The organism is Streptomyces gossypii, assembly GCF_025165795.1.
Taxonomy (GTDB): Bacteria; Actinomycetota; Actinomycetes; order Streptomycetales; family Streptomycetaceae; genus Streptomyces; species Streptomyces gossypii.
This window is the reverse complement of sequence record NZ_JAJAGO010000017.1, coordinates 46,460-68,732: the sequence shown is the minus strand read 5'-3', so window position 1 is coordinate 68,732 and position 22,273 is coordinate 46,460. Positions and strand designations below refer to the sequence as shown.

The 22,273-nt window shown below is 72.4% G+C and carries 21 protein-coding genes and 1 pseudogene; 6 read left to right on the top strand and 16 right to left on the bottom strand.

Features of this window, described 5'->3' with window-relative positions; genetic code table 11:
• Position 1: 1 nt before the first annotated feature.
• Both LHJ74_RS29420 and LHJ74_RS29415 read right to left on the bottom strand, forming a co-directional pair.
• A complete protein-coding gene (locus LHJ74_RS29420; protein ID WP_260221274.1) occupies positions 2–883 on the bottom strand; it encodes an alpha/beta fold hydrolase in 882 nt (293 codons plus the stop codon).
• Between the two features lie 129 nt (positions 884–1,012).
• Positions 1,013–1,783 carry an SDR family oxidoreductase gene (locus tag LHJ74_RS29415; protein WP_260221273.1) on the bottom strand — a complete coding sequence of 257 codons (771 nt, stop codon included), beginning with the start codon at positions 1,781–1,783 and terminating at the stop codon, positions 1,013–1,015.
• A 198-nt stretch (positions 1,784–1,981) separates the two neighbouring features.
• Here LHJ74_RS29415 and LHJ74_RS29410 point away from each other — a divergent pair, with 198 nt between their 5' ends.
• A complete protein-coding gene (locus tag LHJ74_RS29410) occupies positions 1,982–2,731 on the top strand; it encodes a GntR family transcriptional regulator (RefSeq protein WP_260221272.1) in 750 nt (249 codons plus the stop codon).
• A gap of 115 nt (positions 2,732–2,846) precedes the next feature.
• On the opposite strand, the gene LHJ74_RS29405 is transcribed toward LHJ74_RS29410, so the two are convergent.
• From LHJ74_RS29405 to LHJ74_RS29395, 3 genes are all read right to left on the bottom strand, one after another.
• A complete protein-coding gene (locus LHJ74_RS29405) occupies positions 2,847–4,004 on the bottom strand; it encodes an ROK family protein (RefSeq protein WP_260221271.1) in 1,158 nt (385 codons plus the stop codon).
• A 72-nt stretch (positions 4,005–4,076) separates the two neighbouring features.
• Positions 4,077–4,727, bottom strand: coding sequence for a response regulator (locus LHJ74_RS29400; RefSeq protein WP_260221270.1), 651 nt, complete (start codon positions 4,725–4,727; stop codon positions 4,077–4,079).
• On the bottom strand, positions 4,724–5,983 hold the full coding sequence (locus LHJ74_RS29395) for a sensor histidine kinase (protein ID WP_260221351.1): 1,260 nt from the start codon (positions 5,981–5,983) through the stop codon (positions 4,724–4,726). Before LHJ74_RS29395 ends, LHJ74_RS29400 begins: the two co-directional genes overlap by 4 nt.
• 117 nt (positions 5,984–6,100) lie before the next feature.
• On the opposite strand from LHJ74_RS29395, the pseudogene LHJ74_RS29390 reads away from it, so the two are divergent.
• The 3 genes and pseudogenes from LHJ74_RS29390 to LHJ74_RS29380 form a co-directional block, all read left to right on the top strand.
• Positions 6,101–6,835: pseudogene (locus tag LHJ74_RS29390) on the top strand (ABC transporter ATP-binding protein); the annotation flags it as partial.
• 36 nt (positions 6,836–6,871) lie between these two features.
• On the top strand, positions 6,872–7,609 hold the full coding sequence (locus tag LHJ74_RS29385; RefSeq protein WP_260221268.1) for an ABC transporter permease: 738 nt from the start codon (positions 6,872–6,874) through the stop codon (positions 7,607–7,609).
• A 65-nt stretch (positions 7,610–7,674) separates the two neighbouring features.
• Positions 7,675–8,103 (top strand): hypothetical protein, encoded by a 429-nt coding sequence (locus LHJ74_RS29380; RefSeq protein ID WP_260221267.1) that lies wholly within the window; start codon positions 7,675–7,677, stop codon positions 8,101–8,103.
• On the opposite strand, the gene LHJ74_RS29375 is transcribed toward LHJ74_RS29380, so the two are convergent.
• From LHJ74_RS29375 to LHJ74_RS29345, 7 genes are all read right to left on the bottom strand, one after another.
• Positions 8,075–8,518, bottom strand: coding sequence for a pyridoxamine 5'-phosphate oxidase family protein (locus tag LHJ74_RS29375; RefSeq protein ID WP_260221266.1), 444 nt, complete (start codon positions 8,516–8,518; stop codon positions 8,075–8,077). The two genes, LHJ74_RS29380 and LHJ74_RS29375, sit on opposite strands and share 29 nt — an antisense overlap.
• A gap of 222 nt (positions 8,519–8,740) precedes the next feature.
• Positions 8,741–9,280: a G/U mismatch-specific DNA glycosylase gene (gene mug / locus LHJ74_RS29370; protein ID WP_260221265.1), complete on the bottom strand. Its 540-nt coding sequence runs from the start codon at positions 9,278–9,280 to the stop codon at positions 8,741–8,743.
• Positions 9,281–9,369: 89 nt separating this feature from the next.
• Positions 9,370–10,800: an adenylosuccinate lyase gene (purB, locus tag LHJ74_RS29365; protein ID WP_260221264.1), complete on the bottom strand. Its 1,431-nt coding sequence runs from the start codon at positions 10,798–10,800 to the stop codon at positions 9,370–9,372.
• A 79-nt stretch (positions 10,801–10,879) separates the two neighbouring features.
• Complete coding sequence (locus LHJ74_RS29360) at positions 10,880–11,653, bottom strand: SGNH/GDSL hydrolase family protein (protein WP_260221263.1); 774 nt, start codon at positions 11,651–11,653, stop codon at positions 10,880–10,882.
• A gap of 30 nt (positions 11,654–11,683) precedes the next feature.
• Positions 11,684–12,703, bottom strand: a complete 1,020-nt coding sequence (locus LHJ74_RS29355) for a hemolysin family protein (RefSeq protein WP_260221262.1) — start codon at positions 12,701–12,703, stop codon at positions 11,684–11,686.
• Positions 12,700–14,046 carry a hemolysin family protein gene (locus tag LHJ74_RS29350; protein WP_260221261.1) on the bottom strand — a complete coding sequence of 449 codons (1,347 nt, stop codon included), beginning with the start codon at positions 14,044–14,046 and terminating at the stop codon, positions 12,700–12,702. The genes LHJ74_RS29355 and LHJ74_RS29350 overlap by 4 nt, the downstream gene beginning before the upstream one ends.
• Before the next feature lie 203 nt (positions 14,047–14,249).
• Positions 14,250–14,672, bottom strand: coding sequence for a GNAT family N-acetyltransferase (locus tag LHJ74_RS29345; RefSeq protein ID WP_260221260.1), 423 nt, complete (start codon positions 14,670–14,672; stop codon positions 14,250–14,252).
• A gap of 142 nt (positions 14,673–14,814) precedes the next feature.
• Between LHJ74_RS29345 and thrS the strand changes: the two genes are divergently transcribed.
• Positions 14,815–16,140, top strand: a complete 1,326-nt coding sequence (gene thrS, locus LHJ74_RS29340; RefSeq protein ID WP_260221259.1) for a threonine--tRNA ligase — start codon at positions 14,815–14,817, stop codon at positions 16,138–16,140.
• Between the two features lie 36 nt (positions 16,141–16,176).
• Here the strand turns inward: thrS and bioD are convergent, their stop codons facing one another.
• The 3 genes from bioD to bioB all read right to left on the bottom strand — a co-directional run bounded on the left by bioD (position 16,177) and on the right by bioB (position 19,343).
• On the bottom strand, positions 16,177–16,890 hold the full coding sequence (bioD, locus tag LHJ74_RS29335) for a dethiobiotin synthase (RefSeq protein ID WP_260221258.1): 714 nt from the start codon (positions 16,888–16,890) through the stop codon (positions 16,177–16,179).
• Between the two features lie 67 nt (positions 16,891–16,957).
• On the bottom strand, positions 16,958–18,277 hold the full coding sequence (locus LHJ74_RS29330; protein ID WP_375546862.1) for an adenosylmethionine--8-amino-7-oxononanoate transaminase: 1,320 nt from the start codon (positions 18,275–18,277) through the stop codon (positions 16,958–16,960).
• A gap of 1 nt (position 18,278) precedes the next feature.
• Positions 18,279–19,343: a biotin synthase BioB gene (gene bioB / locus LHJ74_RS29325; RefSeq protein ID WP_260221256.1), complete on the bottom strand. Its 1,065-nt coding sequence runs from the start codon at positions 19,341–19,343 to the stop codon at positions 18,279–18,281.
• 200 nt (positions 19,344–19,543) lie between these two features.
• On the opposite strand from bioB, the gene LHJ74_RS29320 reads away from it, so the two are divergent.
• On the top strand, positions 19,544–20,710 hold the full coding sequence (locus tag LHJ74_RS29320) for an 8-amino-7-oxononanoate synthase (RefSeq protein ID WP_260221255.1): 1,167 nt from the start codon (positions 19,544–19,546) through the stop codon (positions 20,708–20,710).
• 47 nt (positions 20,711–20,757) lie between these two features.
• Here LHJ74_RS29320 and LHJ74_RS29315 read toward each other — a convergent pair whose 3' ends face one another.
• Positions 20,758–22,179: a family 43 glycosylhydrolase gene (locus LHJ74_RS29315; protein ID WP_260221350.1), complete on the bottom strand. Its 1,422-nt coding sequence runs from the start codon at positions 22,177–22,179 to the stop codon at positions 20,758–20,760.
• Positions 22,180–22,273: the final 94 nt, after the last annotated feature.

The following is a 22,273-nucleotide window of genomic DNA, read 5'->3' as shown; positions in this document are numbered from 1 at the left end:
CTCAGGGCACCCTCCGCACCGTGTCCAGCACGATCCGGGCCACCAGCGCGGGAGCGTCGTTCATCGGGACATGCCCGCACCCTCGCAGCCGCACCAGCCGGGCGTCCGGGAGAGCCCGTTTGGCTCGTAGGCCCTGCCTGCGGACCAGCAGCCGGTCCCGGTCGCCCCAGCCGATCGTCACGGGGATGTCCGGCACCGTGCCGATCGTCCCCGTGAACACAGCCGCAGGGTGCTGCCCGGCCGCCAGCGTCGGGGTGAAGCCCGGAGCGTCCCGCAGCGCCCGGATCTCGGCGACGACCGCCTCGGGTGAACGGCGGCCGGGGCGAGCGTAGATGGAACTGGTCAGGGCGGTCCGCCCGGCGGCGGTACGGGACAGCCGCCGCACCAGAGCCTCCGGCATCGTGCGGGCGCCCAGCCGCATTGCGGTGAGCACGCCGAAGGCGTAGCGCCGCTCGGCTTCATTCCAGAAGCCCGCGGGGGAGAAGGCGGTCACCGAACTCGCCTGCCCGTGCAGTCCGAGCTCCAGCGCCAGCCGCCCGCCCAGCGAATTGCCCACCACATGCGGCCGGTTCAGGCCCAGCGCATCCAGGGCCGCGGCCAGCAGCGACCGCACGTCCGGCAGACCGTAGGAGCGGTCCGGAAGCAGACCGGGGGAGGCGCCGAAGCCCGGCAGGTCGGGGGCGAAGACCTCGTGCGAGGCGGCGAGGAGGGTCAGCACCGGCTCCCACGCCTGCCAGTGGTGGCCGATACCGTGCAGCAGGACGATCGGTTCGCCGCTGCCGCGCCGCTCGTAGGCGATCTCGAACGGCGAGCCGTCCGACGGCGAGACGCGGACGACGGACGCGGAGTGCGGCACGGGAGCGTACGCGGAGCTGACGGACACAGGGACTCCTCATGGAGAACGACGCCGCAGAGGGCCGGACGAGGACTGCGGCCACGATGTCAGCGGCGGACGTCCGCGGGAAGATGCGTGACCGGCCGCTCCTGCGGACGTGTCGTGTGGCGTGTGGGGTCAGATCCCGCCGGAGACCCGCAGTACCGCGCCGGTGGTGAAGGACGCCTCCGCCGAGAGCAGCCAGGCCACCGCGTGCGCGATCTCCTCCGGCTCGCCGGGTCGCCGCAGGGGGATCGACTCCGCCTTCTTCCAGGCCCGGTCAGGGTCGCCCATGGCCGCGTGCATCTCGGTGAGCACCGCGCCGGGCTGTACGGAGTTCACCCGCACGCCGTCCGGCCCCAGCTCCTTGGCCAGGCCGACGGTCATGGCGTCCACGGCCGCTTTGGTGGCGGCGTAGTGCACGTACTCGCCGGGGCTGCCCAGCGTCGCCGCCCCGGAGGAGATGCTGACGATGGCGCCGCCCGTCCCGCCGTGCCGAACCGACATGGCCTGCGCCGCGCGGCGCAGGCACAGCAGCGTGCCCGTCACGTTCACGTCGACGACCCGGCGCATCACCTCGGTGGAGGTCTCGGTGAAGCGGCCCAGCGGCCCGGTGATGCCGGCGTTGGCGACCAGACCGGTGACCGGGCCCAGGGTGTCCTGGACGGCGTCGAAGAAGGCGTCCACCTGTGCCTCGTCACTGGTGTCCAGCTGGACGGGCAGCGCCTCGCCGCCCTCCGCGCGCACGGCCGCGGCCGTGGCCTCCGCGGCCTCGCGGGCCCGTTCGTAGCCGATGCCGATGTGGTGGCCCTCCCGTGCCAGACGCACCGCCGTCGCCGCGCCGATGCCCCGGCTGCCGCCGGTGACGATGGTGACCTGCTGTTGGTCCTGCCGTGGCCGCTGTGCCATGGAAACCCTCCAGAATGAACGATGATCGATCATCACACCCACAAAGGGAGATCGGCAAGGACGTCACGTCCCGATTGGTATTGACCAAGCCTGGGGGCCACCATAAAGTCACAGGCATAAGAAAGAACCTTTAATAAAGAACCAGAAGTAAATCCAGCGGCAACCCCCGCTGGACACGCGGCGATTGCGGAGGCAAGGGTGGGGACCACGCAGCTGGAGAAAGCGCCGGAGCCGAAGTACTGGCACCTGCGGACCGTGTTGACCGACGCGCTCGACTCCGAGTTCGCCGTCGGAGAGGTCCTGCCGAACGAGCGGGAGCTCGCCGCCCGCTTCGGTGTCGCCCGCGCGACACTGCGCCAGGCACTGGAGCAGCTGGAGCTCGAAGGGCGGCTGCAGCGCCGCCGCGGAGTCGGCACCACCGTCGCCCCGCCCCGGGTCGGCGTCGACGTGGGCCCGGTGCGGGACAGCTGGCCCGGCCCTCCCGGTGGAGACTGGCAGACCGAGGGCTGTGAGGACGTCACGCCGCCCGCCGCCGTGGTCCAGCTGCTGGCCACCGCCCCCGACGCCGTGGTGCACGCCGTCCGGCGGACGAGGATGAGCCAGGGCCAGCCCGTCGCCACCGAGCTGCTCTACATACCGGCGGCGTCCGCACCCTCCGTTCCGGAGGCCCCGGCCGACACGGACAGCAGCTCCGTGCGCGCCGAGCACCTCCTGCGCGCCCTGCACCGGCTGGAGCTGGAGGGCCAGGACCGCGCGGTGGAGCTCGGCTCCGCCCACACCGACGACGCGCGCCAGCTCGACCGGCTGCCCGGTGCGCCGGTGCTGGTGGTCACCACCCGGTATTTCGTGGCGGGCCGCACCGCCGCGGTCTCCGTCTCCACCTACCGCGCCGACACCTGCCGGCTCACCTTCGGGGACACCGAACCGGTCACCCTGATGGCGGGCTGACCGCAGCTGATTCCGGCCTTCGCCCACCAGCCCACCGGGCCGCATGGCGGCCCGGTGGACTGCACCGCTCACGCGCGCCCCGGCCCTTCCTACAGGACACGCCCCAGCTGTTCGCCTAGCTGTTCGCCGTGCCCTCCACTGCGAACAGCTCCGCTTCGGCGTGATCGAGGGCCACCCGCAGGGCCCCCGTCGCGACGGCGGTCTCCCCGAGGAGCGACAGCGTCACCCGAGGCGGCCGCAGGCAGGAGCGCTCCAGCTCGGCACGCAGCGGCTGAAGTACGCTGTCCAGCCCGGACGCCCAGCCGCCGACCACCACCAGCTCCGGGTCCAGCGCCAGCACCAGTGCCGCGACATCGTGCACCAGCCGCCGGACGAAGCGGTCCTCAGCCTCCCGGGCCCGTGCGTCGCCCTCGCGCGCGAGCGCGAACACGTGCGCCACCGCCTCCTCGTCCAGGGGATGCAGCGGTTCCCCGGTCGTGGAGAGCAGATGCTCCGGTCTCGCCTCCCGGCCCAGCAGATGCAGCGCACCGATCTCGCCCGCCGCGCCTCCGAACCCCCGGTGCAACCGCCCGCCGATCAGTGATCCGGCGCCGGGGCTGAGCCCGGCCAGCACGAAGACCACATCATCGGACTCGGCGGCGGCGCCCTTCCAGTGCTCGGCGAGCGCGGCGGCATTGGCGTCGTTCTCGACAAGCACCGGGCAGCGGAACGAACGGCGCAGCCGCTCGCCCAGCGGCAGCCCCGTCCAGCCGGGCAGCGCGGTGCCCAGCCGTACGCTGCCGTCCGCCTGGACGATCCCCGGGCTGCCCACACCGACCGCCCGCAGCGAATCGCGGGCCACCTCGGATCGGCGCAGCAGGTCGGCGACCGCCCCGCGCACCCGTTCCAGACGCTCGTCGGCCGTGGCCGTCTCATCGATTCTGCGGGCGACCGTACCGCAGATCCGGCCGGTCAGATCGGACAGGACCGCAGCGACCCGGTGCGCGCCGATCTCGATGCCCAGCAGATGACCGGCCTCCGCCCGGAAGCGGAAGCGGCGCGCGGGCCGTCCGCGCCTCGCGTCGCCGCCCTCGTCGACGGCCTCCGCGACCAGCCCCGACTCGGCAAGCCCCTCCACGACGCCCTCCACCGTCGGCCGGGACAGGCCGGTGGCCTGCACCAGGTCGGTGTACGTCAGCGTCGGCGGCCGGTCGGTGCCGCGCAGCGCGCGCAGCACGACGGCGGAGTTGATCCTGCGCAGCAGGGACGGATCCCCGCCGGTGAGCCTCCCCAACGTCCGCCTCCCTGGCTGTTCATGTGTGGCGGATCGTATCCGGAACGGCGGGTCACGACGAGTGCCGGGACATCAGCCGGGTGCGACGAAGCCCGATTCGTAGGCAGTGATCACCGCTTGCACCCGGTCGCGGGCGCCGAGTTTCGCGAGCACCGAGCTGACGTGCGACTTGACGGTCTCGGTGCCGAGGAAGAGCTGCCGCGCGATCTCTGCGTTGGCCAGCCCCCGGGTGATCAGCAGCAGCACCTCCCGCTCGCGCTCGGTGAGCCTGGCGCGTTCCATGGCGGCCCGCGCCTCCTGGTTACCGTGCGCGGCGGCCAGCTCCCGTACGGCGGCGGGGAACAGCAGCGACTCGCCCTCGGCGATCAGCCGCACGGCGTGCACGATCTCGGCGGGGCGTGCGCGCTTCAGCAGAAAGCCGTCGGCGCCCGCCCGCAGCGCCCGGTAGACGTACTCGTCCTGCTCGAACGTCGTCACCACCAGGATCTTCGGCGGATCCGGTACGGACGCCAGCACGGCGCGGGTGGCCTCGATGCCGTCCATCAGCGGCATCCGCACGTCCATCGCCACCACATCCGGGCACAGCCTGCGCACCAGCGGCACCACGGCCGCGCCGTCCGCGGCCTCGCCGGCCACCCGGATACCGGGCTGGGCCTCCAGGATCGCGCGGATCCCGGTGCGTACCAGCTCCTCGTCGTCCACCAGCAGCACCGAGACCGTCATCCCCCCGCCTCCGCTCGTGCTGCCGCCCTGGCATCCGCAGCCGCGACGCCCAGGGGCAGCCGGGCGTACACCCGCCAGCGGTCGCCCCAGGGCCCGCTCTCGGCCTCGCCGCCGAGCAGCGCCGCACGTTCCCGGATGCCGCGCAGTCCGCTGCCGGGCACCCCGGAGGGGGCCGCCGGGCAGGGCAGCGCGTTGCGTATGTCCAGCTCCAGAGCGCCGTCCCGCGCGGTGATACGGAGCGACACCGCCACCGGGCCCGCATGCCGCAGCACGTTGGTCAGCGCCTCCTGGACGATCCGGTAGCCCTCCCGCGACACCGGGCCCGGCAGCGCCGCCAGATCCGCGGTCACCTCGGGCCGGACGGTGGCCCCGGCCGCGCGTGCCGAGTCCAGCAGCCGCCCGGTGTCCGCCAGCCCCGGCCTGCTGCCCGGCCCCGGAGTGCCCTCACGCAGCAGACGCAGCACCCGCTCCAGATCCTCCAGGGCGTCCCGTGCGGTCTCCTCGATGGCGACGAGCGCCCGGCCGGTGAACTCCGGGGACCCGGAGGCACGCGCGGCGCCCGACTGCACGACCGCGGCGGTCAGGGCGTGGCCGATCGAGTCGTGCAGCTCCCGGGCGAGACGCCCGCGCTCCAGCAGGCGCTCGTTGCGCTCCTCCAGCTCGGCCAGCCGTTCCGCCGCCGAGGGCCCGAGCAGGTGGCGCGCCGCGGTGGTCAGCCCGGCGCCCGCACCCACCACCAGGGCAGCCAGGACGGCCAGTGGCAGCACGGCGAGGGGCGCGTACCACCAGTGGTCGCCCGTGACGGGCACCGCGCTCCCCAAGTCCCGGCCGCCGCCGAGTGCGGCGTTCAGCAGCGACAGCGACAGGGACGGCAGCACAATGCTGAGCGTCATGACACAGGCGCCCGCCTCGATCCGCACCACCAGCCATCCCGCGGTGCGCCAGCGGTCCTGCCAGGAGCTGGACGGCGCCGCGGAGATCGCGGCGCCGCCACCGCCCGGATGCCGGGCATGCGGCCCCGGCAGCAGCATCAGCCTCGCCTGGAGGCCCTCGGCCAGCCGCATGCCGGGCACCATCGCCGCGAGGAAGGCGAGCGGCACCGGCACCGCGAGTGCCCAGAGCGTCTGGAGTTCCCACAGGTAGTCCAGCCCGGGGAAGACCATCCCGCAGATGACGGCGGCCGTACCGCCCAGGATCAGATGCAGCCAGCGGGTGTAGGTGACAGCACGCGTCAGCGGACTGAGCAGGGCACGGATCACGGGCACGCGCTCATCCTGCCAGCCCTCGTACCGGTGTCACCTCCCCCGGCCGGGGGAGGTGACACCCGCGCGTGGGGGGAGCGTCCGGCCGCCCGTGCGCGGCAGCCTCGGACCATGACCTCGATCGAGATCAACGAACTCACCAAGCGCTACGGCGCGGTGCCCGCCGTCGAAGGGCTCAGCTTCTCAGTGGCTCCCGGACGGGTGACCGGTTTCCTCGGACCCAACGGCAGCGGAAAGTCCACCACCATGCGGCTGGTGCTCGGACTGGACCGGCCCACCTCGGGCAACGCCCTGATCGGCGGGCGCCCCTACGTCTCCTACCCCGAGCCGATGCGCCGGGTCGGCGCCCTGCTGGACGCCACCGCCGCCCACCCCGCGCGGACCGCCCACCAGCACCTGCTGACGCTGGCCCTCAGCAACCGCATACCGGAGCGCCGGATCGGCGAGGTGCTGGCCCGTACGGGGCTCGAAACCGCCGCACGGCGGCGCGTGCACACCTTCTCGCTCGGCATGCGCCAGCGGCTGGGCATCGCCGCCGCGCTGCTCGGCGACCCGCCCGTACTGATGCTCGACGAACCGGGCAACGGACTGGATCCGGAGGGCATCGCCTGGATCCGCGAACTGCTGCGGCGGCTCGCGGCGGAGGGCCGCGCCGTGCTCGTCTCCAGCCACCAGATGGGGGAGACGGCGCGCTTCGCCGATCACCTCGTGGTGCTCGGCCGCGGCCGTCTGCTGGCCGACGCGTCACTGGAGGAGTTCGTAGCCGAGCACGCCGGCGCGGGTGAGGAGCCGTCCCTGGAACGGGCCTACCTGCGGCTGACCGAAGAAGCGACGACCTACCGTGCGAAGGGAGCCTGAGCCGTGTCTGCCACGCAGTCCGTCATGAGACCCCTCGCGCCCGTCCTCCGCTCCGAATGGGCGAAGATCCGCTCCGTGCGCGCGCTGCAAGCCGCCCTGCTGGCACTACTGCTGGGCAGCACGGGCATCAGCCTGCTCGCCTGCGGACTGTACGACGGTCCGGGCGGTGCGGCGGAGGACTTCGAACCGGTCCTCCGCTCCTTCTACGGGCTTCCCTTCGGTCAGATCGCCGCCGTCTGCTTCGGCGTGCTCGTGGTGACCTCCGAGTACAGCCACGGCGGTGTCCGCCTCTCACTCGCGGCCGTGCCCCGGCGCGGGCTGCTCCTGCTCGGCAAGCTCGCCGTCACCGGCGGACTCGCGCTGACTGCCGGGCTGTTCACCGGGCTTGTCTCGGTCGGCGGCGGCCAGGCGCTGCTGGGCGAACACGGTACGGACCTGGCCGCCCCCGGAGCGCTGCGGGCGGCACTCGGCTGCGGGCTCTACCTGATGCTGCTGACGCTGCTGGCCGCCGGTACCGCCGTACTGGTGCGCGGTCCCGTCGCCGCGCTGGGCATCCTCGTCCCGCTGCTGTTCCTGCTCGCCCCGGTGGTCGGTACCGAGAGCCAGGTGATCCAGTTCCTGCCGGACCAGGCCGGTCAGCAGATCCTGCACCCGCAGCCGGACGGCACCCTCGGCGCCTGGACGGGGCTCGCGGTGATGGCCGGATGGGCGGCCCTGGCCGTGGGAGCGGGCGGGACGGCTCTACAGCGCCGAGACGCCTGAACCGTCCTGACCTGCACTCGACTGAGCGGGCGTCAACTGTCAGCGGTGCGCGGTTTACTGGACACATGCATCTGGCGGAGCATCTGGCGGCGATAGACGGGCTGCTGGCCCACCCCGGGCCACGCGCGGTCGATCTGCTTACCAGCGAGGCGTTCTGGGAGGACGACGGGACGGCACGGCCGGAGGCGGAGGCGGCCTTCGCGGCCGACTGCGAAGCACTGGTGACTTGGCTGTCCGAGCGCTGGGGCGAGCCCGCCCCGCTCGACCTCACCGGCCACCTGCTGCGCCTGCTGGACGGCGATCCCGTGCCTGAGCCGCTGGCCGGAATCTGCGGCCATGTGCGTCTTCTGCACCTCTGGCGCACCGGCCCGGGTGGCCGCTGGCTTGGAGTGGGCATCGGGCGGCACGGTCAGGAGCAGCCGATACAGCTGGTGGCGGCCACTGGTGACGCCGCATCAGCCCCGTTCACGCCAGATCCGCGACCTGATAGCTGAGGTCGACGGCGGAGAGCGTGTCCGGGCGCAGCCGGAGCCAGAGTGTGCCCCGCGTGCCGGGATCGTCGTGCAGATAGTCCCGGAAGCGACGGTCCCAGCGGCCCTCGTCCGGTCCCAGATAGCGGCTGAGCTTGCGCCGCCCGCGCGGGATGTCGAACGGCCGCAGCTCGGCCCGGCCCTTCGCGATCACTTGCCGCACGAGGCCCGTTGCCGGTTCGCACACGTCGACGACCAGGGCGAGGGCCGGGTCCGCGCGGACATGGCCGGGCAGCCGCGCCCAGGGGCCGGTCAGTATCCAGAAGGCGCCGTCCTCCCACAGGTACCACGTCGGCCGGACGGTGGGACCCCGCGTCGCGACCCGCGCCGTCAGCGGCGCGGCGAGGAAGGTGTCGACATCGAAGGCGTGCTCGGACATCTGTCGATCATGGCCGCACCGGCCGACGCTGTCATCGGTCGCCGGACCTAGGGCCTGTCTGACACATCCCGCCTTGCTGGCGGCGGCTGGCACGCGCATCTGCTGCGTTGTCGCAGCGTCCGAGTAGCCCACTACGAGGACGCTCCTCCGCCTTGCAGCCGCACGCGCCAGCTGCCGCCAGCACCGCCCTCCGGGCGGACGGCGCCATTTGTCAGACAGGCCCTAGTCTCCAGGCCCCGCCGCTTCCCCTGGGGCCTGCCGTGGCTGATCCGCCGCGTGGCGCAGCCGCCCGTACTCCTCGGCCATCTCCTGAAGCGACCAGTGGGCGTTGAGCCCGCTGGGGTTGGGGAGCACCCAGATCCGCGTCCCGCCGATCGTCCGCTCCTGGGGGCCGATCCGCGCCCGCCGCTCCTCGAACGCCGTCCGGTAGGCGGTCACTCCGACCACCGCGAGCCAGGACGGGCGCCAGCGCCGCACCTTTCGCTCCAGTGTCCGGGCGCCCTCCCGGTACTCCTGGCCGCTGAGTTCGTCCGCCCGCGCGCTGGCCCGCTCTACGACGTTGGTGATGCCCAGGCCGAGGGAGAGCAGCTCGCTCTCCTCCCACGGCTCCAGCCGCCTCGGCGTGAAGCCCGCCGCGTGCAGCACGGGCCAGAAGCGGTTGCCGGGGCGCGCGAAGTGGTGTCCGGTCGCGGCCGACCACAGGCCGGGGTTGATCCCGCAGAAGAGCACCCGCAGTCCGGCCGAGGCCACATCGGGCACCATCCGGTCGCGGGCCGCCTCCCGCTCGTCGCGGGTCGGCCGCGGGGGCCGCGCGGACTTGTCGGGCGGCGGCCCGGGCCGGTCGGCCGGAGTCAGAGGATCGACCCGGGCGTGTACGCGGCGGCCTCCGGGTGACGCTTGGCGACCTCTTCGATCCGGGCCGCCACCGCGGCCACCTGGTCCGCCGCCGCCCCGGTGAACGACAGCCGGTCGGCCATCAGCGCGTCCAGCTGCCCGCGGTCCAACGGGATCCGCCCGTCGGCCGCCAGCTTGTCCAGCAGTTCGTTGCGTTCGGCGCCCTGCCGCAGCTCCAGCGCGGCGGCGACGGCGTGCTCCTTGATGGCGGCGTACGCCGACTCGCGTCCGACGCCCGCGCGCACCGCGCCCATCAGCACCTTGGTGGTGGCCAGGAACGGCAGAAAGCGGTCCAGCTCCCGGGCGACCACCGCCGGGAAGACGCCGAACTCGTCGAGCACGGTCAGGAAGGTCTCCACCAGCCCGTCGAAGGCGAAGAAGGCATCCGGCAGGGCAACCCGGCGGACCACCGAGCAGGAGACGTCGCCCTCGTTCCACTGGTCGCCCGCCAGCTCGCCCGTCATGGAGGCGTAGCCGCGCAGAATCACCGCCAGCCCGTTGACACGTTCGCACGAACGCGTGTTCATCTTGTGCGGCATCGCGGACGAGCCGACCTGGCCCTCCTGGAAACCCTCGGTGACCAGCTCCTGCCCCGCCATCAGCCGGATGGTCCGGGCGAGCGAGGAGGGGGAGGCGGCCAGCTGCACCAGGGCGGTGACCACCTCGTAGTCGAGCGAACGCGGATAGACCTGCCCGACGGAGGTGAGAGTCCGCGGGAAGCCCAGGTGCGCGGCGATCCGGCGCTCCAGCTCGGCCAGTTTCGCGGCGTCGCCGTCCAGCAGGTCCAGCATGTCCTGAGAGGTGCCGACCGGCCCCTTGACACCGCGCAGCGGGTAGCGGCCCAGCAGGTCCTCCAGCCGCTCGTACCCGGCGAGCAGCTCGTCCGCGGCCGACGCGAAGCGCTTGCCCAGCGTCGTCGCCTGCGCGGCGACGTTGTGCGAGCGCCCGGCCATCACCAGCTCGGCGTGATCGGCGGCCAGCCGCCCCAGGCGGGTCAGCAGGGCGACCGTGCGGTCCCGTACGTGCTCCAGGGAGAGCCGGATCTGCAGCTGCTCGACGTTCTCGGTCAAGTCCCGGGAGGTCATGCCCTTGTGGATCTGCTCGTGCCCGGCGAGGGCGTTGAACTCCTCGATCCGCGCCTTCACGTCGTGCCGGGTGACCTTCTCGCGCTCCGCGATCGAGGCGAGGTCGACGTCCTCCAGCACCCGTTCGTAGTCGGCGAGCGCGGCGTCCGGCACCTCGATGCCCAGATCCTTCTGCGCGCGCAGCACGGCGAGCCACAGCCGCCGCTCCAGCGTCACCTTGAACTCGGGGGACCACAGGAGTGCCAGCTGCGCGGAGGCGTAGCGGCCGGCCAGTACGTTCGGGATGCGGGGCTTGTCTGTCACCCGAGGGATTCTACGGGGTGTCGCCGCAGGCCAGCCGCGCCCGCCCGTCGCCCCGGAGGCACCGCCCGCCCCGTCGCCCTCAGACCGGGCCCAGCTCCGGACGTTTGGGCCCGCGGCCGTCCCCCGAGGAGCGCCCGGTGAGCCGGCGGCCCACCCAGGGCAGCAGATACTGCCGGGTGAAGCGCAGATCAGAACGGCGCCGCACCGCCCAGCCCGGCGGCTCGTCGCGGGGCAGCGGCCCCTCCCAGTCCGACTCGGCCGCGTGCCCCAGCCGCTGCCACACGGCCTCGGCGACCCGGCGGTGGCCCTCCTCGGTCAGATGCAGCCGGTCGTCCGCCCACATCCGCGGGTCGCCCAGTGCCTCGGAAGCGTACAGATCCACCACCAGCGCGCCGTGCTCCCGCGCCAGACCGTCGATGCGGTCGAAGAGCTGCTCCATCCGGTACCGGTAGCGCTCCATCACTGGTCCGCGGCGGCCGGGGCTGCGCATCAGGACCAGCTGCCCGCACCGGGGCGCCAGCGTGGCGACCGACTCCTCCAGCAGCCCGCACACCCGCCCCATGTCGCACTTGGGGCGCAGCGTGTCGTTGAGGCCGCCGACGAGTGTGACCAGGTCGGCGTCCATCGCCGCGGCCGCAGCCACCTGGTCGTCGGCTATCTGCTGGATCAGCTTCCCGCGTACGGCGAGGTTGGCGTACCGGAAGTCCGGGGTACGGGCGCCCAGCCGGGCGGCGAGGAGGTCGGCCCACCCCCGGTACGTGCCGTCCGGGAGGGCGTCCGACATGCCTTCGGTGAACGAGTCGCCCAGGGCGACGAAGCTGCTGATCCGGGGTGCGGTCGAATTGCTGTTCATGGCCGGAACAGGATAGCCGCGCGGCGACCCTCAGCCCGTCAGTGGCCTCCCCACCAGTTCGCGCAGCACGTCCTCCATGGTGACCAGTCCGGCCGCGCGCCCGTCCGGGCCGATCACGGCGGCGAGATGCGTGCCGCTGCCCCGCATCGCCCCCAGCACGTCGTCGAGCGGCATCGCCTCCCGTACGAGCGCGATCGGGCGCATCGCCGTGAGCGGGAACGGTTCGTCGCGCGGGGTGGCGTCCAGGGCGTCCTTGACGTGGACGTAGCCCAGTGCCCGGCCGCCGGAGTCGACGACGGGGAAGCGGGAGAAGCCCGAGCGGGCCGACAGCTGCTCCAGCTCCTCGGGGGTCACTCCCATGGGCGCCGTCACCGCGCGGTCCAGCGGCCGGGCGACGTCCGAGACCGGCCTGCGGCCCAGGTCCAGGGCGTCCCGCAGGCGCTCGGTGGACCGTTCGTCCAGCAGCCCGGCCTCGGAGGAGTCGGCGACCATCCGGGCCAGCTCGTCGTCCGAGAACGTCGACTCGACCTCGTCCTTCGGCTCCACCCGCAGCAGCTTGAGCAGCACGTTCGCGAAGGCGTTGACCGTGAAGACGATGGGGCGCAGACCGCGCGAGAGCGCGACCAGCGGCGGCCCGAGCCGCAGGGCGGTGCGCTGCGGCTCGGCCAGCGCGATGTTCTTCGGCACCATCTCGCCGAAGAGCATGTGCAGGTAGGTCGCCAGGGCCAGGGCGATCGCGAAGGAGATCGGATGGGTCAGCCCGTCCGGCACGCCGGCCGAGTGGAAGACCGGCTCCAGCAGGTGCGCGATGAGCGGCTCCGCGACCACGCCCAGGACCAGGTTGCACAGGGTGATGCCCAGCTGTGCCGTGGCGAGGAGCGCCGAGACGTGCTCCAGCCCCCACAGCACGCTGCGAGCCCGCCGGTCGCCGGATTCGGCGTGCGGCTCGATCTGGCTGCGCCGTACCGAGATCATCGCGAATTCGGCGCCCACGAAGAAGGCGTTGACGACAAGTGTGAGGACGCCGATCAGCGCCTGGATCATGCTCATCGCCATGCCTCCTCGTCCTTACCGGCCTGCTCGGCGGCCAGTGGGGCCGTCAGCCGGATCCGGGCGGCGCGCCGCCCGGTGGCGTCCACGACCTCGATCCGCCAGCCCCCGACCTGCACCACATCACCCTTGGAGGGGATCCGGCCCAGTTCGGCCGCCACCAGTCCGGCCAGTGTCTCGTAGGGGCCCTCCGGCACGCGCAGTCCGATCCGTTCCAGGTGGTCGGTGCGGGCGGCGCCGTCCGCGTCGGTCAGCCTGCGGCCCTCCGGGTCCTCCCCGGCGGGGGCCAGATCCGGCGTCTCCGCCGGATCGTGCTCGTCGCGCACCTCGCCGACGACCTCCTCGACGATGTCCTCCAGGGTGACCACGCCCGCGGTGCCGCCGTACTCGTCGATGACGACGGCGATGCTGCGGTCGCCGCCCGGCATGCGGTCCAGCAGCCGGTCCACCGTGAGTGACTCCGGTACCAGCAGCGGTTCGCGCATCAGCTCGGTCACCGGGTGGCGCAGGCGCTGCGCGGCGGGAATCGCGAGCACGTCCTTGATCCGTACGATGCCGACGACCGTGTCCAGGCTGCCCTGGTAGACGGGGAAGCGGGACAGACCGGTGGCGCGCGTCGCGTTGGCCACGTCCTCGGCGGTCGTCTGCGCTTCCAGCGCGGTGACCTGCACACGCGGGGTCATCACGTTCTCCGCCGTCAGCTCGGCCAGATGCAGCGTACGCACGAAGAGATCGGCGGTGTCCGCCTCCAGGGCGCCCTCCTTGGCGGAGTGCCGGGCCAGTGCCACCAGCTCCTGCGGGGAACGGGCGGACGCCAGCTCCTCGGTGGGCTCCATGCCGAGCCGCAGCAGGATCCGGTTGGCGCTGTTGTTGAGGTGCCGGATCAGCGGGCGGAACGAGGCCGAGAAGACGCGCTGCGCCGTGGCGACCCGCCGGGCGACCGGCAGCGGCCGGGAGATCGCCCAGTTCTTCGGCACCAGTTCACCGATGACGATCACGACAACGGTCGAGATCCCGGTGCCGATGACGAGAGCGACGGAGGACGCGGCCGGTTTCCCCACCCCGAGGGACTCCACCGGCCCGGCGATGAGCTTGGCGATCGAGGGCTCGGCCAGCATGCCGACGACCAGGTTGGTCACGGTGATGCCGAGCTGGGCGCCGGAGAGCTGGAAGGTGAGGGAGGTGACCGCCTTCAGGGCGCTGGCGGCCCCGCGGTCGCCGCTCTCCGCGGCCTTCTCCAGCTCGCTGCGCTCCACGGTGGTCAGCGAGAACTCCGCCGCGACGAAACCGCCGCACGCCAGGGAGAGCAGGAGTGCCACGAACAGCAGCAGCACTTCGATCATCGGGTCACCTCCGTCCCATGGTCGGGCAGGGCGCGGAGGATCGCTCGATGACTGGTACTGGGAGGCTCGCCCATGGGCGGACGTACACACCTTTCGGCCGGACGGGTGACAGACGAGATCCATGGTAAAGGAGCCGCAAAAAGTCCGGAATCACGGGAGTCCGGCAGTTCCGCGCTCGGATTCCCGGTCGGGGCCCGGTGCCGTCAGCGCAGCGGCTTGACCCAGCGTCGCCAGTGGTCCTCCCGGTGGTAGCCAGTCGCTGCCCACGTGTGGTGTGCCTGCTCGTTGGCTTCCAGGACCATGGCGTCCACCCGCCGCCCGCCGAGGGTGGCGAATCGTTGCTCTGCCGCCTCCATCAGGGCGCCGGCGATACCTTGCCGACGGCAGTCGGGGTGTACGGCCAGCCGGTAGGCGGAACATCGCCATCCGTCGAAGCCGGCTATCACGGTGCCCCTCAGCAGGTCGTCACGCTCTGCGAGGAGCAGTGCTTCGGGGTCCCTTGTGATGAGCCGGGCGAGGCCGTCGTGGTCGTCACTGATGCTCGTTCCCTCTGCGGCTTCGCGCCAGAACCGCAGCACGGTGTCGATGTCCGAGGGGGCGGCGCAGCGAATATGGAGATCACTCATGGGGCAAGCCAAGCAAAGCGCCAGCCGCCCTGGCGAACCGGTTTCCGTTCCGGCCGCCGACGAGAAATGACCGTGTGTGCCTCGCTACGGCCTGCTAACGTTTCCGGCATGAAGCGCGCTGCTGTGACGACGACGCCGGAGAGTGTCCCGGCGCGCTGACAGATGTCCTAGTCCGAAGCCCCGGGGCGAGTGCCCCGGGGCTTCGCCTTGCGGTCACCCGCCGGCCCGTGAGGAGACCGCCATGCATGACCACCGCAAACTCGGCCGTGAACTGGGCCTGTTCGACACCGACCCGCTGATCGGTGCGGGACTTCCGTACTGGCTGCCCGACGGCGCGACCGTACGGCACACCCTGGAGGAGTACATCCGAGTCGCCGAGCGGCGCGCGGGGTACCGGCACGTGTACTCGCCGGTGCTCGGCAAGCGGGAACTGTACGAACTCTCCGGCCACTGGGCGCACTACAGCGCGGACATGTTTCCCCCGATGGACCTCGGCGGCGAGCAGGTCGTACTGCGGCCGAGCCTGTGCCCGCACCACGCGGTGATCTACCGCTCCCGCTCCCGCAGCTACCGCGAGCTGCCGCTGCGCATGGCGGAGCTCGGCGGCATGTACCGCTCCGAATTCTCGGGCGTACTGGGCGGGCTGACCCGCGTACGTGCCATCCAGCTCAACGACGCGCACGTCTTCTGCACCCTGGACCAGGTAGCAGAGGAGGCGCGGGCGGCACTGGAGATGATCCGCCAGGCGTACGCGGCGCTCGGCATCAGCCCTGCCCGCTACCGGCTCTCCCTCCCGGGACCGGGCGGCAAGTACGTCGCCGCCCCCGAGATGTGGCAGCGGTCCACCGCCCTGCTGACCGATGTCCTCGACCGCTCCGGCCTTCCCTACCAGGCGGCCGAAGGGGAGGCCGCCTTCTACGGCCCCAAGATCGACGTCCAGGTCACCGACGGCGCCGGGCGGGAGTCCACCCTCTCCACCGTCCAGGTCGACTTCTACCAGCCCGGGCAATTCGACCTGAGTTATATCGGCGCCGACGGCGGCAGGCACCGCCCGGTCATGGTCCACCGCAGCATCATCGGCAGCGTGGAGCGAGCCGTCGCCCATCTCATCGAACAGCACGGCGGCGCGTTCCCCGCCTGGCTCGCCCCCACCCAGCTGGTGGTCCTCCCGATCTCCGACGCCGAGATGCCGAACGCCGAGGCGCTCGCCCGGCACTGCACCGACCTCGGACTGCGTGCAGAAATCGCCGGGCCGGAACGCGGCAGTCTGGGCGCCCGCATCCGGGAGGCACGTCTGGTTCCCTACCAAGCCGTCATCGGTGCCAGGGAAGCCGCCGTCGACCACGTCGCGCTGCGCCTGCGGGACGGACGCCGACTCGACCCGCAGCCGGTCAGCGGCGTCCTCACCCGCATCACCGCTCTCATCAATGCCCACAGCACCGATCTGTGGGACGGCGCCGCCTCATAGCGCACATTCGCCACGGGAGTCACGACGGCGCGCAGGTCATGCGTGGAGGGGCGCGTCCGGGCCCTTCCAGGTACCGCCCAGTGCGGAGGTGAGCCAGCCGGGAGCGGCGGCCCGGAAGCGGGCCGGGGCCAGTGCGCCGGCGCCTTCCGGCAGGACTCCGGCCAGCGGCGCGCCCGCCACCTCCGGCAGCTCCCGCAGATTGCACGCACAGGCCAGATCGGGCGCGGCGGGCCAGGAGCCGATCACCACTCCCGCGCAGGCCACCCCGCGTGCCCGCAGCGCCTCCGCCGTGAGTTCCGTCGCGTTGAGCGTGCCCAGCCCCGCGGTGGCCACCACCAGGGCGGGGGCGGCGAGCAGCCGGGCCGCGCCGGCCAGGGTGGCACCGGCCGCGTCGAAGCGTACGAGCAGCCCGCCGGCCCCCTCCACGAGCACCAGGTCATGGCTGGCGGCCAGCTTCTCGGCTGCCTCCGCGATGTCCTCGGCCGACAGGGTGGGCAGCCCTGCACGCCGGGCGGCCGTCGCGGGGGCGAGCGGCTCCGGGTAGCGCGCCAGTTCGAGCGTGGTCACCGCCTCGCCGGCGAGGCGTACGACCTCCGCTGTGTCGCCCGGCTCACCGGGTGCGAAGCCGGTCTGCGCGGGCTTGAGCACCGCCACCGAGCGTCCGGCCGCGACCGCCACGGCGGCCAGCGCCGCCGTGGTCACGGTCTTGCCCACTTCGGTGCCCGTGCCGGTCACGGCCAGCACGGTCATCGCAACGCCCGCCGTCTCCCGCGATGCCGCTCGGGCTGCTCGGGCTGCTCAGAGCCCTGCACGGCGCTCACGCCGCACTCGCGGGAGCGCCCGCCGTGGCCGCCGCGCACACGGCGGCGCAGATCCGGGCCAGATCCTCGTCGCCCGTGGGGTACGGGGGCATCGTGTAGACCATGTCGCGGAAGGGACGGAGCCACACGCCCTCCCGCACCGCTGCGCGCCCGGCCGCCGCGAGGTCCGCCCCCGCCTCCAGTTGCACGACGCCGATCGCGCCCAGCACCCGTACGTCCCGCACGCAGGGAAGCTCCCGGGCCGGCTCCAGCCCCGCCCGCAGTCCGGACTCGATGCGCTTGACCTCGCCCGCCCAGTCCCCTCCGAGCAGCAGCCCGATCGACGCCTCGGCGACCGCGGAGGCGAGCGGATTGCCCATGAACGTCGGTCCGTGCGCGAGCAGCGGCACCTCGCCACTGGATATGCCGTCCGCCACCCGGGAGGTGCACAGCGTCGCCGCCATGGTGAGATATCCGCCGGTCAGCGCCTTGCCCAAGCACAGCACGTCCGGGGTGATCCCCGCGTGCTCGGCGGCGAACATCGTGCCTGTGCGGCCGAAGCCGGTCGCGATCTCGTCCAGCACCAGCAGCACGCCGTGTTCGTCGCACGCCTCGCGCAGCACGCGCAGATAGCCGGGGGAGTGGAACCGCATGCCGCCGGCGCCCTGCACCACGGGCTCGACGATCACGGCGGCCAGCTCCTCGGCGTGCCTGGCGATCAGCTCCCGCAGGTGCGCCGCGTACGCCTCGTCCGGCTCCGCGTCGAAGCCGGGCGGCGGCGCGTCCGCGAAGATCTGCTCCGGCAGGACGCCCGACCACAGCTGGTGCATTCCGCCCTCGGGATCGCACACCGACATCGGGTTCCAGGTGTCGCCGTGGTAGCCGCCCCGCCAGGTGAGCAGCCGCTGCTTGCGGCTGTTGCCCGTCGAACGCCAGTACTGCAAACACATCTTGACCGCGACCTCGACCGACACCGAACCGGAGTCGGCAAGGAAGACGTGCTCCAGGCCCTCCGGCGTGATGTCGACAAGCCGCTTCGCCAGCCGGATCGCCGGCTCGTGCGTGAGCCCGCCGAACATCACATGGCTCATCCGTGAAAGCTGGCCGGTGACCGCCTCGTTGAGCACCGGGTGGTTGTAACCGTGAATGGCCGACCACCACGAGGACATCCCGTCGATCAGCTCCCGCTGTCCCGCCACCGGGCGGGCCAGCCGCAGCCGCACCCCGGCGGCCGACTCGATCAGCAGCGGTTCGTCCAGTCCCGGCATCGGGCCGTAGGGATGCCAGACGTGCTGCCGGTCGAGCGCCAGCAGCTCCTCCGGGCCCACCTCGGACATCTCAGGCATTGGGCGGCAGCTCGGTTCCCGGGCCACGGCGGCGCACGCTGACCAGGTCGTCCGTGCGGTGGCCGGGCAGGGTGGTGGTGTCGGTGCCCTCCACCTCGAAGCCCGCGTCCGCGATCATTTCCAGGTCGGCCTGGCCCGCCTGGCCCTCGCTGGTCAGGTAGTCCCCGAGGAAGATCGAGTTGACCAGGTGCAGCGCCAGCGGCTGCATCGAGCGCAGCTGCACCTCACGGCCGCCCGCGAGCCGCACCTCCGCGTCCGGGCAGACGAACCGCACCATCGCCAGGATCCGCAGACAGCGCTGCGGCGTCAGATTCCACTCATCCGCCAGCGGAGTGCCCTCGAAGGGGATGAGGAAGTTCACCGGCACCGAATCCGGGTCCAGTTCGCGCAGGGCGAAGGCCACATCGACGAGGTCGGCGTCCGCCTCGCCCATGCCCGCGATCAGCCCGGAGCACGCCGACAGCCCGGCGCCCTGCGCCTGGCGCACGGTCTCCACCCGGTCGGCGAAGTCATGTGTGGTGCAGATGTCCTTGTACGTCGACTCGGAGGTGTTGAGGTTGTGGTTGTAGGCGTCCGCGCCTGCCTCCCGCAGCCGCCCGGCCTGACCGTCCGACAGCAGCCCCAGACACGCGCAGACCTCGACGCCCTCGTTCTCCTGCTTGATCGCCGAGATCGTCTCCGACACCCGGGCCACGTCCCGGTCCGTCGGCCCGCGCCCGCTGGCGACCAGGCACACGCGCTTCGCGCCGCCCGCCACCCCCGCCCGTGCGGAACTCGCGGCCTCCTCCGGCTTCAGCCAGGTGTACTTGAGGATCTCGGCCTTCGAACCCAGCCGCTGAGAGCAGTAGGAGCAGTCCTCGGGGCACAGACCCGACTTGAGATTCACGAGATAGTTCAGCTTGACCCGGCGTCCGAACCAGTGACGGCGCACCTTCCCCGCCGCGGCCACCACGTCGAGCAGTTCGTCGTCGGAAGTCGCCAGTACGGCGAGCGCTTCGTCGCGAGTCGGCAGCTCACGGCGCAGCCCCTTGTCCACCAGAGTGTTCAGCAGGTCCATGGCGCCGATACTCGCCTACTGCCGTGGTCCGGGCCAAGGCGGGAACCTACAGGATCATCCGATTCATGTGTGGGCATCACCACACCCCGTCAGGCCCCGGACGGGGCTACGTTCTCCCTGCGGACTGTCCACTGCGGACAAAATCCGCCCACCGCCCGCCCCTTGGCCCACGGCCGCCTGACACGAAGGACGTCCCGCCCATGACCGAAGCGCCCCGGGACCCCTTCGGCTGGCTCGACGAGGCGGCGGACAGGCGCCGCGACGCCGGACTCGTCCGCACTCTCCGCCCGCGCGACGCCGTCTCCCCGCTGCTGGACCTGGCCGGCAACGACTACCTCGGGCTCTCCCGGCACCCCGAGGTGACCGCCGCCGCCGCCGCGGCGGCGCACCGCTGGGGAGCGGGCGCCACCGGCTCCCGGCTGGTCACCGGCTCCACCGCCCTGCACGCCGAGCTGGAGGCGGAACTCGCCCGTTTCTGCGGCGTCGAGTCCGCCCTCGTGCTCTCCTCCGGCTACGCCGCGAACCTCGCCGCCGTCACCGCCCTCACCGGCGACGGCTCCCTGGTCGTCTCCGACGCCGCCAACCATGCCTCCCTCATCGACGGCTGCCGCCTCTCCCGGGCCCGGACCGCCGTGGTGCCGCACGCCGACCCCGACGCGGTACGTCAGGCCCTCGCGGGCCACGCGGGCCGGGCGATGGCCGTCACCGACTCGGTCTTCTCCGTCGACGGCGACGCCGCACCGCTGTCCGGCCTGTCCGCCGCCTGCCGTGCGCACGGTGCCGCCCTGCTGATCGACGACGCCCACGGCTTCGGCGTGCTGGGCGAGGGCGGACGCGGCGCCCCGTACGCCGCCGGTCTCGCCGGAGCCGCCGACACGGTGGTGACCGTCACCCTCTCCAAGTCACTCGGCAGCCAAGGCGGAGCGGTACTCGGTCCGGCACGCGTCATCGAGCACCTGGTCAACACCGCCCGCACCTTCATCTTCGACACCGGCCTCGCCCCCGCCGCGACCGCCGCCGCGCTTGCCGCCCTGCGGCTGCTGCGCCGCGAGCCCGACCGCGCCCGCCGGGTCCGCACCGTGGCCGCCGGACTGTACGCAGGGCTCACCGACGCCGGGCTGGACGCCGCCCGGCCCGATGCCGCCGTGGTCTCCGTCCGCGCGCCGTCGGCCTCGGCGGCCGTGCGATGGGCCGCCGACTGCCGCGCGGAGGGCATCCTGACGGGCTGCTTCCGGCCACCCTCGGTCCCCGACGGCGTCTCCCGGCTCCGACTGACCGCCCGCGCCGACCTCACCGACGCCGACGTCACCCACACCCTCAAGGCAATCACCCGCACCGCCCCGGGGGCACGCACGCAGCAGAGGTGACGCGCGGCCCGGGTACTTCGCACTGCGCTCGCTTCACCGAGCTCGCTTCACCGGGTGTGGAACGTGGCGTCCGCCCGGTCGGTCGCCGTGCTGAGGGCCTGGACGTGCAGCAGGTAGTCGTAGTGGCGGAGGTAGCGGCCAGGGAAGCCGGACGACTCGTACGACACCCCGGCGGAGTCCGCGAGACCCGCCCGGGCGTGGAAGGAGGCGTCGCTCCTGAACCGCGCCGTCCCGTCGTCCGGTTCCACCCGGACCTCGAAGTTCTTGTGGCGGAGGAAGTAGCCGGGGAAGTTGGCCGATTCGAGGGAGACGGTGCCGCCGCCGGCGAGACCGGTGACGGTGCGGAACTGCGAGTCGGCGAGCGGGGAGACGTCCGCCTCGATGCGGGCGCGGTACTCCCAGTGCCGGACGAAGCGGTCGGGGTAGTTGTAGGAGGACAGCCGCCGCGGGGTGACGCCGTCGGCCACCGGGATGCCGAAGTCGGGTGTGCCGTCGGACTTCCAGTACAGCTTCTGGACGCGGGTGCGGCGGTTGGGGTCGTTGAGCGGGTCGCCGCTGATGTTCTTGTAGTCGCGGTCGTGGTAGACGACGATGTCGGACTTTCCGTCCTCGGAGAACGTGAACGAGTTGTGCCCCGGACCGTACTGCCCGGTGGCGTCGTTGCTCCGCAGGACCGGGTTCGCGGTCTTGCTCCACGACGAAGCGGACAGCAGGTCGGCCGAGGCGGAGGCGGTCAGCAGGCCCATGCAGTAGTTGGCGTCCGTGGCGCTGGCGGAGAAGGTCATGAAGACCTTGCCGCCGCGCTGGATCACGGCCGGGCCCTCGTTGACCCGGTGGCCGGCGGTCTCCCACGGGGCGGTCGGCGTGGAGATCCTGACCGGAGCGCCGCTGATGGTCCAGGGGTTGGACATCCTCGCGAGGTACAGGTTGGTGCCGCTGCCGACGGCCGGGTCGTTCTGCGCCCAGCTCAGGTAGCGGACCCCGCCCACGACGAAGGTCGTCGCGTCCAGGGAGAAGGTGTCCAGCGGCAGCGCGATGCGGCCCTTCTCCCTCCAGGTGCCGGTCAACGGGTTCGCGGCGCCGCACTCCAGCACGTAGGGGCGGATCTTCCAGATGTCGTGGGCTTCGCCGGCGGCGAAGTGGATGTACCACTTGCCGTCGATGAAGTGGATCTCCGGAGCCCAGATGTGGGCCCCCATCTCACCGCTGGCGTGCTTGGTCCAGAGGGTCGTCTCGGTGGCCGAGGACAGGCCCTGGATCGTGGTGGCACGGCGCAGGACGATCCGGTCGTACGCGGGCACCGTGGCGGTGAAGTAGTAGTAGCCGTCGGTGTGTTTCCAGATGTGCGGGTCGGCCCGCTGCTCGGCGATCGGGTTGGTGAACGACACGCCGGGCGAGGCGGGGACGGCGGCGTGGGCGCTACCGGCGGAGACACCGGTGACGGTGACCGCCGCCGATCCGGCGGCCATGCCGAGGACCGTCCGACGGGTGAGAGCGGGGCTCAAGGCTTCTCCTCTGGGGCGGAGAGACACCGACCAGGAAGTGTCGGTATTTCGAACATGG